This window comes from Nocardia vinacea (genome assembly GCF_035920345.1).
Taxonomy (GTDB): Bacteria; Actinomycetota; Actinomycetes; order Mycobacteriales; family Mycobacteriaceae; genus Nocardia; species Nocardia vinacea_A.
The window spans coordinates 6,584,313-6,598,715 of sequence record NZ_CP109149.1; the positions used below are offsets into that span (position 1 = coordinate 6,584,313).

Sequence of the window (14,403 nt, forward strand, 5' to 3'; positions counted from 1 at the left end):
CGACCGGGTCGCGATACGGACCGGTCGGCAGAAATGGGTATACCCCTGGTAGTTCTACCGTCGTGTTCGGGCGCCGAGAAGGCGACGCTCAGTGGGGACAGCATCCATGGCTATCACACCGAGGTTTCCCATGTCCGAGCAAACATACGAGTCCGGTGGCAGATCCACAGGGACCGATACCGCAATGATGATCCGGCGCTGTGGACGCTGTGACAAATTGTTCGCGCCGCTGACCGCCGAATGTTCGTCGTGTCGGTCCTGGGATCTCGAGTGGTCGCCATCGTCGGGTCTCGGTTCGATTGTGTCGTCGCGGCTCGTACACCGAAGTGTGAGCCGTCCGCACGCCCAGGTGGTGCCGTTGACCATCGCCATTGTGGAACTCGACGAGGGGCCGTGGGTGTATGCGACGATCGAAGGTGACGTCGCGCCGTCCGCGGATCTGCCGATCCGGGTGCGATTCGAGCCGCGTCCTCGGATCGATCGATTCCCGGTGTTCACCATCTGCCGAGCGGCACCCGATACGGATGACAGCGTTCGTCCCGCATCACAGCGTATGTGTGCTTCGAACGATATGCGCCCGACGCTTCGTCCCCCTGTCGAACATCGCTACGACGCGTGGTGGGTGAGGACCTCGCTGCGCGAGTGTGAGCTCATGGAGGGCGCGAAGGCTCTCGACGCGGCGGCAAAAGCCCTGATCAGCTTTGCGATTCGATGGGCGCCGTTCGGCGGCGCCTCGGCCGGCGAACTGCTGGTGACCTTTGGCGTGACCCGTCGGCGGTTCCTGCACATGGTGGAGGAGGCACTGGATCCACGACGGACCGATAGCGCCAAGGTGCGCGGGTTGAAGCGCCATTTGCGGGACGCCTTGGCACAGGCGTGGCAGATGAGTCCCACCGCGCTCCCGACCGCCTGATGTAGACACGCACGACTCGCGATCCGTTCACCTTCGTTGGCGATACGCTGACATTGTCGAAAGGTGAGCGCATGGCGCCCGGTGCTCGCGCACATGCCGAGTGGATTGCCCGCCGCTGATGACAACGGATGATCCACTCCGGACCCGCCGCGACGCGATCGCACCCGTCACGGCCGATTCGAGCGCGTCCGGGTTCGAGGACTCGTCGCCGATCCGGGTATGGGCCCCGCCGCCACCGCTGCCGGGCGGCCGCACCGGCGAGCTGCCGCTGGAGCTGACCAGTTTCGTCGACCGCCGCGCCGAGACGGCCGAGGTGAAAAATCTGCTGTCCACCTGCCGACTCGTGACGCTGGCCGGGATCGGTGGTGTCGGCAAAACCCGGCTGGCGCTGCGAGCGGCGGCGAACGCTCGACGCGATTTCGCCGATGGGGTCTGGGTTGTCGAACTGGCCGACGTGCACGACCCGTCGATGCTGGTCGAAATCGTGGCGGCCACCCTTGGCCTGCTCGACCAGTCCGACCAGCCGTTGCTCGACATGCTGGTCCAGTTCCTGAACTCGCGGGAAATGCTGCTGGTTCTCGACAACTGCGAACAAGTGGTGGCGGCCTCGGCGGAGTTGGTCGAGAAGCTGTTGCTGGCCTGTCCGAATCTGCGGATTCTCGTCACCAGCCGCGAGCCGCTGGATATCGCCGGGGAAGCGACCGTGCGGGTCTTGCCGCTGACGGTCCCGGATCCCGACCACGAGCCCGCATTTCGGGGACTGCCCAAATACGACGCTGTGACATTGTTCGCCGACCGCGCCGCAGCAGTGGTGCCGGGCTTCGAACTCTCCGAGGACAACAAGACCACCGTGGCTCGGATCTGTTCCCGGCTGGACGGATTGCCGCTGGCAATCGAACTCGCGGCGGCTCGGATGCGCGCCATGTCGCCCGAACAGATCCTGCAGCGGCTCACCGACCGGTACGCGCTGCTCACCCGCGGTAGCCGCACCGCGCCGCCGAGACAGCAGACGCTGCGGTGGTGCATCGACTGGAGCTACCAGCTGTGCACACCGGTCGAGCAGCGGATATGGGCCCGGTTATCGGTATTCGCCAGCGGCTTCGAACTCGATGCCGTCGAGCAGGTGTGCGGTGCCGACCTGGCGCCGGAGAGTCTGCTCGATGCGCTGTCCTCCCTGGTGGACAAGTCGATCGTGATCCGGGAGGAATCCGATGGCGTCGTGCGCTTCCGGATGTTCGAGACCATGCGCGACTACGGTCGGGAGAAGCTGCAGGAGAGCGGCGAGTACCGGGATCTGCGTCGACGCCACCGCGACTGGTTCGAGCGATTGGCTCTGGATTCGGAGGCGGGGTGGATCGGCGACCGGCAGCTGGGCTGGCTCGCGCGGCTCGACCGTGAACAACCGAATTTCCGGGAAATGCTCGAGTTCTGCCTTGCCGAAGACAGTGCGGAGGCCGCCGAAGCCGGGCTGCGCACCGCCGCCGCCCTATACCTGTTCTGGAGCTTCCGGGGCCAGTACGGCGAAGGCCGACGCTGGCTCGACCGCATCCTGTCCCACCCCGCCGCGCATTCGATACCCGATCGCGTCAAAGCACTACATGTGAGCGCGATCATGGCGGCGGTACAGGGAAACCTGGAGCGCGCGGCCGCCTTCGTGGAGCAGGCGCGCACGCTCGCCGAACAGGACCCCGCTCCCACCACCAAGGCGCTGGCCGCGTCTGCCGAGGGAGCCCTGGCACTGTATCGAGGTGAGCCCAATCGGACGATATCCGTGGTCGAGCCCGCTCTCACGGTATTCGAATCGAATACCCGAGGACATCTGTATATCTCCGTATTGGCCATGCTCGGTTGGGCACACGCACTCCGGGGAGATACAAAGCGATCGATCGAATATCGCGAGCAGATACTTTCCATCACCGAAGCGTGCGGCGAATCGCTGTTTCGGTCGACCACGCTGTGGGGGATCGGCATTGCCGCATGGCAGCAGGGCGAGCGTTCGCACGCACAAGAAGTGTTGCTGGAATCGCTGCGAGTCAGCCGCCACATATCCAGCCCACTCGTCGCGGCGCCCGATATCGAGGCACTGGCCTGGACCGCTGACAATGGTGAACGCGCGGCCATTCTGATGGGTGCCGCGGAAGCCCTGTTGCGCTCCGCCACAGGTGTCACGACTTTCTTCAACGTGCTATACCGCTATCACGACGAATGCGAGCGCAAGGTGCGCCGCACGCTCGGTGACCGAGGATTCGATGCCGCCTTCCGGCGCGGCCAGGCCATGGGGATGAGCGCCGCGGTGTCCTACGCCCTGGGGGAACCGCCGACCACCGCACCACACGATTCCGCAACGAGATTGACCAGACGTGAACTCGAGGTCGCGCACCTTGTCGCCCAAGGACTCACCAACAAACAGATCGCCGCAAAACTGGTGCTCTCCCAACGCACCGCACAGCACCACGTCGAACACATCCTGAGCAAACTCGGATTCACCTCCCGCACCCAGATCGCCGCCTGGATCGTGGACGAGGCCCAGCACGGGAGTTCTTGACCGTTGAGCGGAGCCGCCCGGAGTAATCGAAACCCCTTGCGGCCTAGCACAACTAGCGAGTGCCGCGACAATATCGTCGGGCCCCGAGATCGGGACGCTCAGTCGCGAGTCGCGACCCGTAAACGTCCGGCTCGTCGACAGGCCGGATGAGTAACAGGGCTCATGAGATCAGTTGTCCCGTAGATGCGGTAGGGTCTGCCCGAAGGTTCGAGTGCTGGTCCCGTATCGAACCTCCTGCGCGGGTAGACACTTCGAGTCCCGGTGTCGTGAGCGATCTATTTCTACGGAACAGTCTGTGTCGGTAATTATTCGACTGGAGTGGTATGACCAGGAAATACCTCAGGATTATTGCATCGCTCACGGCGATAGCCGGTGCAGCGACTTGCATTGCGAACGCACCCGCCGAGGCGGCACCTGGCGAAGCCGGTGCCGGTGGCATGCACCTCGTCGCGGCAGTGGATGTGAGCAATGTCGTCCCGGCCGGCGGCGATGTAGCACAAGGAATCCCGTTCGTGCACGCAGTCAAAGTGTCCGGGGATTACTCGGTGTCTGTCGACGGCGGTCCATCCGTTCGCGACGGGGAAATTGCGATCGGATACTTGATCGGTTGCGCCGTGGATATCGCCGACGGCATCTCCATCGGGATTGCGCCGAGCATCGGCGTCAGCGCGGGTATCGCACCCTCGCTCGCGTTGACCCTCGGCGACTCGACCAGCGTCACCGTCGCGATTCAACCGAATGTCGGCGTCAATGCCGGTCTCGCCGGAGCGATCTCGGTAAACCTCGCACCGGGGACCGTCACAGCAGTGGTTATCGGTGCAGCCAGCCTGGATGAGGACGCAGAGTACCCCTACATATTCAGTCACACCAACACGCCACTGAACATCAGCGGATGCCTGTCGCCCGCATCAGCCATGCCGTTCGTCACCGCGCGCGTCGACGGTACCAACGGAACCGCCCAAACAACCGGCTACGGAACACAATTCACGTTCTAGGGAACACCGCCGCAAACACCGACCCCCCGCTTCCCAGATGTGGCGACCGCTCGGAACGGATCCTGGGCCTGGCGCCGCCGTCGGGCGCGCCCTGACACCTGCGACCACCAGCGGTACCTACAGATCCGCAACGCCCTACCTTTATGCACCGCAATACCGCGTCACGACCGCCAGGTCAGAGCTAGTCGGACGCGGTCACGAACACCACTTGCTGGCCCGCGATGGTCCTGAACTCATTGTCATCGCACACGACGGTCAGCCGTTGCTGAACCTCGACCGCTCGCCGAGGCCGCCTTCGAGTCATCGCGGTAACGACCTGTCAACCGGCGTTGCGCAGAGCGGCGAGTTCAGCGCGCGAGCGGATGCCGAGTTTGGCGTTTCGCCCAGCCGCTGCAGTCCGTCCCGCAGCGCGGCGTCGCTGCGGGACCGGGGGATCAACCATGTGTTCGGGTACGGGACCTCATTACGGGACTGCAGGCGGTCCTCACGGTGTTCCTTCGTGTCAGAATGCTGCTTCGTCGAGTTCCATGATGCTGTTGTCGATGTCGGAGATCATCGACCATTCGGCGCTCAGGTGCGGCAGCACGGTCTTGGCGAAGAACGACGCCACGGCGATCTTGCCGCTGTAGAAGGCCCGGTCCTGCTCGCCGAGATCGGAATCCAGGGCGGTGAGAGCGATTTCGGCCGCCACGATGAGCCGCCAACCGACGAGCAGATCACCGACAGCGAGCAGCAGCGGCACCGCGACCAAGCCGATCTTGTACAGCTCCGTGGGCTGCTCACGGGCGGCGATCAGGTGCTGGGTCAGTTTGCCCACCATGTCCTGCACATCTTCCAAGGCGGTGGCGAGCTGGATCTTCTCGGCTTTGAGCCGGCCGCCGTCGCTGGTGGATTCGGTGGTCTCGCGTACCTTGCCGGCCACGTGCGCGAGTGCGACACCGTGGTCGCGGGCGATCTTGCGGAAGAAGAAGTCCTGGGCCTGGATTGCAGTCGTGCCCTCGTAGAGCGAGTCGATCTTCGAGTCGCGGATGTACTGCTCGATCGGGTAGTCCTGCAGGAAACCCGAGCCCCCGAAGCACTGCAGGGATTCGGTCAGATACTGATAACCCCGCTCTGATCCGACGCCCTTGACGATCGGCAGCAGCAAATCGTTCACCCGCGCGGCCAGTTCGGCGTCGGCACCTGAAACTTGCTGGGCGGCAACAGCATCCTGGTGGGCGGCGGTGTAGAGGTAGATCGCGCGTAGGCCCTCGGCGTAGGCCTTCTGCATCATCAGCGAGCGGCGTACGTCGGGGTGGTGGGTGATGGTGACCTTGGGCGCGTTCTTGTCGGACATCTCGGCGAGATCGCCGCCCTGTACGCGGGTCTTGGCGTAGTCGAGGGCGTTGAGGTAGCCGCTGGAGAGAGTGGCGATGGCCTTGGTGCCCACCATCATCCGAGCTTCCTCGATGACCTTGAACATCTGCGCGATACCGTCGTGGACCTCGCCGACGAGATACCCAATGGCTGGTGTGCCATGACCGCCGAAGGTCAGCTCGCAGGTCGCGGACGCCTTCAAACCCATCTTGTGCTCGAGGTTGGTCACGAAAACACCGTTGCGGTCACCGATCTCACCGGTCTGCGCGTCGAACAGGTACTTCGGCACCAAAAACAGGCTCAGCCCCTTGGTGCCCGGTCCGGCGCCCTCGGGGCGAGCGAGCACCTGGTGGACGATGTTCTCGAACAGGTCGCCGGAGTCGGCGGAGGTGATGAACCGCTTGACGCCCTCTAGATGCCAGGTGCCGTCGGGCAGCTGGATCGCCTTGGTGCGCCCGGCACCGACATCAGAGCCGGCGTCGGGCTCGGTGAGGACCATGGTGGCTCCCCAATTACGTTGTACCGCAAGCTTTGCCCAGTGACGCTGGTCCTCGGTGCCGAGGCTGTGCACGATATCGGCCATGACGGGACCGCTGAGATACATATAAGCCGCGGGCTGGGCGCCGAGGAGGAATTCGTTGATCGCCCACGCCAGCATTCGCGGGGCGGGCACCCCACCGATCGCCTCGGCCTTGCCGACCCGCCACCAGTCGCCGTCGTACCAGGCGCGCACGGATCGCTGAAGCGAGTCGGGCAGCCGCACCGAATGAGTGGCCGGGTCGAACACCGGCGGGTTGCGGTCGGCGTCGGCATAGGACTCCGCCACCGGTCCTTCGGCCAGGCGCGCTGCCTCGACCAGCATCGACCGCACGGTTTCGCCATCGAGGTCACCGAACTGCCCCGACTGCAGGACCGCCTCCAGGCCGAGCACCTCGAACAGATTGAACTCGAGATCACGCACGTTGCTCTTGTAATGCCCCACCAGCACTCGCCTTCGCACAGGCCCGGCCTGCAGCCGGGCGAGATGATACGCGCGCCCGCCGACCGCCCGGACATCTCAGGCAGCTCGCGAGCACCGCTAAGTTACTCGACGCTAAGCTACAGTCTGATGACGTCGCCCAGCAATAGCAGAAACAAGGTCAGTAAGTTAATGGTCGATAAATTTCCTGGAACAGCGCTTGCCCTGGATCAGGAGCGGGTGGCGCCAGAGAACGCGATCGCGTCGCCCACAGCCACGAGAGCCTCGACGATGTCACCTCGGCGGCTCAGCCGCGGATTGCGTGCCGCGTCGATGACAACGGTGGTAACCGCCTGGATGGACACTCGCGCCGTCGGCAACGACAGCTCGGGACGCACAGTCTGCAGCATGCGCGCCCAGCGGATGACGCCGTCACGGTGCGCTTGCCGGTAGCGTTCGGCCAGGTCCCGCGGCAGATGCGCGACCTCGCTGACCGTCGTCCCCATCAGATCGGGCTGCTCGACAGCGAAGCGCGCGAAATAGGACAGCAGCAGCAACAGCGACTGGCGTGGATCGTCCCCCTCGGTCAACGCCCGCGACATGTAGAGGCGAATCCATTGATCGTTGCGATCAATAATCTGGTTGAGCAGCTCCGCCTTACCGGCGAAATGGTGGTACAAAGCAGGCCCACTCACCCCCACTGCCGCGCCGATGTCTTCGATGCTCACCGCGGCGTACCCGCGCGTATTGAACAACCGTGCGGCAGCGACGATCAACCGTTCCGGTCGCACGCCGCGATCGAATTCGATGTCACCGGTCACCCATGCTGCCCGCACTGCCCGCCTCTCCGAGGCCACGCCGGTCGGTAGCCGGACGTCGATCGTTGCGGCCACAGCCTTGTCGAGTACCTCGGCGAACAGCGGTCCCGGCAGCTCGACCCGGTGGTAGGACGGACTGACCGCGACCGACAGCACACACCAGCTCAGCAATTCCACATCGGCCGGGGTGAGGTCGGGGCGGCGCGCGCGGATCGCGGTGCGGAGATAACAAGTCAAACGCACCGCACGCGCGAGCACCCCCATGCGATCCGTCGGTCGCAAGTTGCGGAACTCGAGTTGCCACAATCGCGGCAGACCGCGCAATTCCAGCGCGACCCGCACCAACTCGGTCAGCACCGATCCCCCAGAAGGGTCGGCGCGGTGGGCATTGTCGAGCCGCGCCACGGTGACGTCCAGACCATCGAGCAAACAGTGTCCGAGCAGTTGTTGCTTGCTGCGGAAATGTCGATACAGCGCGGTGGAGGTGATTCCGACCGCCGCAGCGATGTCGGACATCGAGGTGCCGTGATAGCCGTGCCGGGCGAAGGCCTCGCTGGCCGCGCGCACGATCGTAGCGCGACGATCGCGCGGTCGGCGGCGGACAGATGATCGCACGGGCTGGCTGGTGTCCATCATCGACCAGTCTCCCAGTCGAGATCGAACACCATCGCCACCGCGGGCCGATTCCTTCCCACGACGCAGGTCCAGACCTGCCACATGATCGCGCCACCGTGGCCGCCGACCGCCCGACCAGTCGTTTTCAGGGCTATTGAAAGATTATTTTCGGCCTGCCAAACTATGGCGATAGTTCGCTCTAAGTTTTGACAGGCTGGGATGACATCTTCGATACCGCGCCGGTTCATGCTCGGCAGTGCCGTAGCTGCTTCGACGGGCCTCGCGCTCGGGACCATGCCGCTGCGCGACTCCGGACCGGCCAAAGCAGAGGGCCCGTCCGGCCCGCATACCGGACACCAGCCGAATACCGGTGGTCACGGCGGCGGGATCAGTGGGCCAACCTTCCGCAAGGGCGCGGTGGTCGATCACGTGGCAAACGGTTTCAATCCGACCGCCGTGCTACGTGATTTCGACTACGGGAAGACCTCGACGCGACCGGACGGGCGGACCTTGCGCGAATGGGATGTCTTCGCCAGCGACGAGGACATCGAGATCGCACCGGGCTTGAAATTCCCCGCGTGGACATTGAATTCGCGTATCCCTGGCCCGACCTTGCGATGCCGCGAGGGGGATCTGTTGCGGGTCAATTTCACCAATGGCTCGGCGCATCCGCACACGCTGCACTTCCATGGCATCCATCCGGCCGAAATGGACGGTATTCCGGGGATCGGGCGCGGTGTCATCCAGCCGGGTGAGAGCTTCACCTACGAGTTCGACGCGACACCGTTCGGGCTGCACCTGTTCCACTGCCATGTCGGCCCGCTCGCCGAGCACATCGCCCGCGGCATGTACGGGACCTTCATCGTCGATCCGCCGCAGCCGCGACCGCAAGCCGACGAGATGGTGATGGTGATGCACGGCTACAACACCACTTTCGACGGCGAGGGCAACCAGCTCTACGCGGTCAACGGGATCCCTTTCCACTACATGCACGAACCGATCAAGGTGAAGCGCAACGAACTGGTGCGCATCTACCTGGTCAACGTGCTGGAGTACGACCCGATCAACAGCTTCCATATCCACGGGAACTTCTTCGACTACTTCCCCACCGGAACCCGCCTGCAGCCAACGGAATACACCGACACCATCGTGCAGGGCCAAGGCCAACGCGGCATCTGCGAGCTCCGCTTCCCGTATCCGGGGCAGTACATGTTCCACGCCCACAAAACCGAGTTCGCCGAACTCGGTTGGATGGGCATGTTCGAGGTGACGGAGTAACCGCGCATGACCGACACCGCACAAACCCGCCGCCCATGGCTCCTCGGGCTCGCCTCGGCCGCCCTACTCATCGTCGCGCTGGCCGGGCTGGCCCTGCTCGGCGGACGCAGCCTGCCCGAACGCACCGGCCCGCCGGTCGAGGAGATCGCGGTCGAGCACACCGTGCTCGAATCCGGCTCGATCGAACTGACCCTGCGCAACACCGGGCCCGACCCGGTCTCGATCGCGCAGATTTTCGTCAACGACGCCTACGTCGATTTCACCGGCCCCACCGAGCCGATCGGCCGTCTCGCATCGACCGAACTCCGGCTGGACTATCCCTGGCAGGAGGGCCAGCCCTACAAGGTCTCGATGCTGACCTCGACCGGTCTTGTGATCGAGCACGACATCCCCGTCGCCGTTACGACGCCACGACCGAACGCCTCGTTCTTCGGCCTGATGGCCCTGCTCGGAACCTACGTCGGCATCGTTCCGGTCGTGCTCGGCATGCTGTTTCTGCCGGTGCTGCGCGCCGCCGGGAGTCGCGTCGTGCGGGTGCTGCTCGCGGTCACCGTCGGACTGCTGGCGTTTCTGGCATGGGAGGGCACGAGCGAAGGATTCGAACTTGCAGGCGGATCCGGTGGCGCGTTCGGCGGAACCGCGCTGGTCGTACTCGGTGCCGGTCTGGCGTTCCTCACCCTGACCGCCGTGGACCAGTGGCTGCGCACCCGGCGAAAAACCGCAGCGGCCGAGGGCAGAACCGGTCTGCGGCTGGCCCTGATGATCGCCATCGGCATCGGCCTGCACAACCTCGGTGAGGGACTGGCCATCGGATCCGCTTATGCGGTCGGTGAATTGGCGCTCGGCACCTTCCTGGTGATCGGGTTCGCCATCCAGAACACCACCGAGGGCCTCGCGGTCGTCGCCCCGCTGACCGAACGCCGCCCACCGCTGCTGCCCCTGCTCGGTCTGGGCCTGATCGCCGGAGCCCCGGCAATCGCGGGCGCGGTCCTGGGCGCGACGGTGAACAACGCCGAACTGTCCGCGCTGTTGCTGGGCGTCGGTGTCGGCGCGATCATTCAGGTCATCGTGCAGATCGCGCCGAGTCTGCGGGAACAGCCGGACGGGAAGTTCACCGCGGCCACGCTCGGTGGGGTCGTGGTCGGTGTGCTGGTGATGTATTCGACCGGACTATCGGTGAGCGCATGACCAGCACGCCACGTTCGGACCTACCGCTGTGTTCAGGGTGCACGCGGCGCAGCATGCTGATCGGGGTAGGTGCCGCCGCTGCAGTAGCCGCGGCCGGATGTGCCAGCAGTAGCGCGGAATCCGAGCCGCTGCGGATACCACTGACCGAGATCCCCGTGGGCGGCGGGCGCGTGTATTCGCGACAGGGCGTGGTCGTGACCCAGCCGAACCCGGGTGAGGTCCGGGCCTTCTCGTCCGTATGCCCCCATCAGGGCTGCGCCGTCGCCGAGGTCGCCGACGGAACCATCGAATGCCCCTGCCACGGCAGCAAATTCAGTATCACCGACGGGTCGGTAATGCACGGTCCTGCCCGCGAAGCGTTGGAGACCCGCACCGTCACCATCGAAGCGGCAGAGATCGTCATCCAATAGCGCCGCCAACCGACCAGGCTTCCCGGCGGCGGCGAACGCTGCAAACAGCCCACCATCACCGATCATCGCCCCCGCCGGCAAGAACAACAGCGCCGTGTACGGAACGGTCCCAGCCGCGGCGCCCGACAGCGAAACGCTGACCAAGAACACCGCACCCCGCCGCCGGTTAGAATTGGCTCAACCGGTTATGCGTTCGATTCGGACAGTGTTTTGGTCGAACGTGGTGACGGGAGTGTGGGATATGAGCACGCACGAAGGACCCGTTCTGCGGTTGGGTCGTAGGACACGGGTGCTGTTGATCGTCCTGCCGGTGGTCGTCGTGTCGTTGCTGGTGATTCCCCGTCTGACCGGCGCGTATGTGCACTGGTTGTGGTTCGGTGAGGTCGGCTATCGCGGTGTCTGGCTCACCGTATTGCTCACCCGTTCGGTGTTGTTCGTCGTGGTCGCGATGTGCGTCGGCAGCGTGGTCTTCACAGCGATGTGGCTCGCGTTCCGGTTCCGGCCGCTGTTCGCCGCGCCCGCGGAAGTCGACGTTCTGCGGCCGTATCGCGGCGTCGTGCTGCGGTGGCCGATGCGGTTCGGGCTGGGTATCGCCACCGGCATCGGCGTGCTGTGCGGGTTGGTCGCGCAATCGCAGTGGATGACAGTCCAACTGTTCCTCCACGGCGGTTCGTTCGGTGTGGACGATCCCGAGTTCGGACACGACATCGGGTTCTACGTCTTCGATCTGCCCTTCTACCGGCTAGTGGTGAACTGGGTGTTCGTCGCGACCGTCCTGGCTTTCCTCGCGAGCCTGGTGACCCATTACCTACTCGGCGGGCTGCGGCTGTCTGGAAACCCGAAGGGCATTCTGCGCGCCGCGCGCGTGCAACTCGCGGTGTTGGTCGCGATGTTCATCGTCGTGAAGGCGGCGGCCTACTGGCTCGATCGGTACACGTTGCTGTCGAGCAGCCGCAAGGAGCCGACGTTCGCAGGCGCCGGCTACACCGATATCAACGCGGTGCTGCCCGCTCGCCTCATTCTCTTCGCCATCGCGGTCCTGTGCGCCGCGGCCGTATTCGCCGCGGTCGTGGTGCGGGACCTGCGGATCCCGGCGATGGCCGCCGCATTGCTGCTGTTGTCGTCGATTCTGGTGGGCGGTGTGTGGCCGCTGGTGGTGGAGCAGTTCTCGGTCCGCCCGAACGCCGCCGACATGGAACGCGTCTACATCGAACGCAATATCACGGCGACCCGGCAGGCGTACGCGATCGGCGGCGACCGGGTCGACTACCGCGCCTACCCCGGGGTCGGCACCAAGCCGCCGCCGGAGGTCCCCGCGGACCTGACCACGATCGCCAACGCCCGTCTGCTCGACCCGAACGTCCTCTCACGCACCTTCACCCAGCAGCAACAGCTGAAGAACTTCTACAGCTTCCCGACGAATCTGGACCTTGACCGATATCGCATCGACGGGCAACTGCGCGATTATGTGGTGGCCGCCCGCGAATTGACCCCGAATGCGTTGAGCGGCAACCAGACCCACTGGGTCAACCGGCATACCGTCTACACCCACGGAAACGGATTCGTCGCCGCGCCCGCCAACCGGGTGAACGCCGCCGTGCGCGATGCCGTGGGCGATGCCGCGGCAGGCAACAGCGGCTACCCGATCTACTCGGTGAGCGATATCGCCTCACAGGAGTCGGGACATCAACTGATCCCGGTGGACCAGCCCCGCATCTACTTCGGCGAGGTGATCGCGCAGGCCGACCCGGACTACGCCATCGTCGGCGGCGGCGCGGAACCGCGCGAGTACGACACCGACACCACCAAGTACACCTACGCCGGAACCGGCGGTGTACCGATCGGGAACTGGTTCAACCGGCTGGCCTTCGCCACCACCTATACCGAGCGCAACATCGTGTTCTCCAAGGCGATCGGCCCTGGATCGAAGATCATCTTCAACCGCGACCCGCGCCACCGCGTCGAACTCGTCGCGCCGTGGCTGACCACCGACAACAACCCGTACCCCACAGTCGTCGACGGCCGCATCGTCTGGATAGTCGACGCTTACACCACGATCGACGGCTACCCATACGCCAAGCGGAGTTCTCTCGAAGCCCTCGCGCCGGGAAGCGACACCGGCATCCGGCATCCCCGCGAGATCTCCTACCTCCGTAACTCGATCAAGGCCACCGTCGACGCCTACGACGGCACGGTCACCCTCTACCAGGTCGACCGGAACGATCCGGTGCTGGCGGCATGGATGCGGGTCTTCCCGGGCACCGTCGAACCCGAGGAGTCGATCACCGCCGACCTGCGGGCGCACTTCCGGTACCCGGAGGACCAGTTCACGATCCAGCGCGAGATGCTGGCCAAGTATCACGTGGACGAACCGCGAGAGTTCTTCACCACCAACGCCTTCTGGTCGGTGCCCAGCGATCCGACCGTAGACACCAACCCGCACCAGCCCCCGTTCTACGTCCTACTCGGCGAGCCGGGCACCGCGCGGCCGTCGTTCCGGTTGTCCAGCGCGATGGTCGGATTCAACAGGGAATTCCTGTCCGCCTACGTCTCGGCCGATTCCGATCCCGAGAACTACGGCAGGATCACCGTCCTGCACCTGCCCACCGACACCCTCACCCAGGGACCCCAGCAGATCCAGAACTCGATGATCTCCGACACCAGGGTGGCCTCGGAGCGCACCCTGCTGGAGCGGTCGAACCGGATCCAGTACGGCAATCTGCTCACACTGCCGATCGCCGACGGCGGGGTGCTCTACGTCGAACCGCTGTTCACCGAGCGAATCTCGACGACACCGAACGGGTCGACCTTCCCCCAGTTGGCACGGGTCCTCGTCAGCTATCGCGATCCGGGTACCGGTGGGGTCCGCGTCGGCTACGCACCGACCCTTGCCGAGGCGCTCGATCAGGTGTTCGGCCCCGCCACCGGCCGAGCCGCCACCGCACCCGGCGGCAGCCCCGCCGCCCCGCCGCCGCAGAGCGAACCGCCCCCCGTGCCGATACCGGTCCCGCCCGCGACCACGCCGCCCCTGGACCAGGCGAAGATCGACGAACTCAACGCGCAGATCGAGGCCGTCCGCGAGGCCCTCGAACGCCTCCAGAACCAGGTGGACCAACTCGGCCGACCCGGTCGATGACACTCCTCGCGGCGATATCCCCGCACTGCAATTACGCCTGATCGACGGATCCGAGACTTCTGCGTGTCAGCTCGGCAGCATTGGTTGTCGCGGCGGGCCGCCAACATTGTGCTCAACGCGAATCCGTGCGGCACCGCGACAACCAGCCAAACCTGTCCCGACAGCGACCCACAACCCGAAGATCTGAAGCC

The 14,403-nt window shown here is 65.0% G+C and carries 9 protein-coding genes; 7 read left to right on the plus strand and 2 right to left on the minus strand.

Annotated features, from left to right (window positions below):
- Positions 1-187 precede the first annotated feature (187 nt).
- From OIE68_RS30080 to OIE68_RS30090, 3 genes are all read left to right on the plus strand, one after another.
- The gene (locus OIE68_RS30080) at positions 188-913 is read left to right on the plus strand and encodes a Zn-ribbon domain-containing OB-fold protein (protein ID WP_327101857.1); all 726 of its coding nucleotides are present in this window, start codon (positions 188-190) and stop codon (positions 911-913) included.
- 118 nt (positions 914-1,031) lie between these two features.
- The gene (locus tag OIE68_RS30085; RefSeq protein WP_327094401.1) at positions 1,032-3,458 is read left to right on the plus strand and encodes a helix-turn-helix transcriptional regulator; all 2,427 of its coding nucleotides are present in this window, start codon (positions 1,032-1,034) and stop codon (positions 3,456-3,458) included.
- A 512-nt stretch (positions 3,459-3,970) separates the two neighbouring features.
- On the plus strand, positions 3,971-4,453 hold the full coding sequence (locus tag OIE68_RS30090; protein WP_327094402.1) for an MspA family porin: 483 nt from the start codon (positions 3,971-3,973) through the stop codon (positions 4,451-4,453).
- A 502-nt stretch (positions 4,454-4,955) separates the two neighbouring features.
- Here OIE68_RS30090 and OIE68_RS30095 read toward each other — a convergent pair.
- Together OIE68_RS30095 and OIE68_RS30100 are read right to left on the minus strand one after the other, a co-directional pair.
- Entirely contained in the window at positions 4,956-6,791 is a 1,836-nt protein-coding gene (locus tag OIE68_RS30095; protein WP_327094403.1) for an acyl-CoA dehydrogenase, read from the minus strand.
- A gap of 206 nt (positions 6,792-6,997) precedes the next feature.
- On the minus strand, positions 6,998-8,221 hold the full coding sequence (locus tag OIE68_RS30100) for a helix-turn-helix domain-containing protein (protein ID WP_327094404.1): 1,224 nt from the start codon (positions 8,219-8,221) through the stop codon (positions 6,998-7,000).
- Between the two features lie 198 nt (positions 8,222-8,419).
- On the opposite strand from OIE68_RS30100, the gene OIE68_RS30105 reads away from it, so the two are divergent.
- The 4 genes from OIE68_RS30105 to OIE68_RS30120 all read left to right on the plus strand — a co-directional run bounded on the left by OIE68_RS30105 (position 8,420) and on the right by OIE68_RS30120 (position 14,212).
- The gene (locus tag OIE68_RS30105; protein WP_327094405.1) at positions 8,420-9,478 is read left to right on the plus strand and encodes a multicopper oxidase domain-containing protein; all 1,059 of its coding nucleotides are present in this window, start codon (positions 8,420-8,422) and stop codon (positions 9,476-9,478) included.
- A gap of 6 nt (positions 9,479-9,484) precedes the next feature.
- Positions 9,485-10,666, plus strand: a complete 1,182-nt coding sequence (locus OIE68_RS30110) for a ZIP family metal transporter (protein ID WP_327094406.1) — start codon at positions 9,485-9,487, stop codon at positions 10,664-10,666.
- Between the two features lie 53 nt (positions 10,667-10,719).
- Positions 10,720-11,076 (plus strand): Rieske (2Fe-2S) protein, encoded by a 357-nt coding sequence (locus OIE68_RS30115; RefSeq protein ID WP_327094407.1) that lies wholly within the window; start codon positions 10,720-10,722, stop codon positions 11,074-11,076.
- Between the two features lie 241 nt (positions 11,077-11,317).
- Complete coding sequence (locus tag OIE68_RS30120; protein WP_327094408.1) at positions 11,318-14,212, plus strand: UPF0182 family protein; 2,895 nt, start codon at positions 11,318-11,320, stop codon at positions 14,210-14,212.
- Positions 14,213-14,403: the final 191 nt, after the last annotated feature.

Bases quoted from the DNA above. Each gene is read 5' to 3' on its own strand.
- OIE68_RS30080 (WP_327101857.1), top strand. From the start codon at position 188: ATGATCCGGCGCTGTGGACGCTGTGACAAATTGTTCGCGCCGCTGACC.
- OIE68_RS30085 (WP_327094401.1), top strand. From the start codon at position 1,032: ATGACAACGGATGATCCACTCCGGACCCGCCGCGACGCGATCGCACCC.
- OIE68_RS30100 (WP_327094404.1), bottom strand. From the start codon at position 8,221: ATGATGGACACCAGCCAGCCCGTGCGATCATCTGTCCGCCGCCGACCG.
- OIE68_RS30120 (WP_327094408.1), top strand. From the start codon at position 11,318: ATGAGCACGCACGAAGGACCCGTTCTGCGGTTGGGTCGTAGGACACGG.
- OIE68_RS30115 (WP_327094407.1), top strand. From the start codon at position 10,720: ATGCTGATCGGGGTAGGTGCCGCCGCTGCAGTAGCCGCGGCCGGATGT.
- OIE68_RS30110 (WP_327094406.1), top strand. From the start codon at position 9,485: ATGACCGACACCGCACAAACCCGCCGCCCATGGCTCCTCGGGCTCGCC.
- OIE68_RS30105 (WP_327094405.1), top strand. From the start codon at position 8,420: ATGACATCTTCGATACCGCGCCGGTTCATGCTCGGCAGTGCCGTAGCT.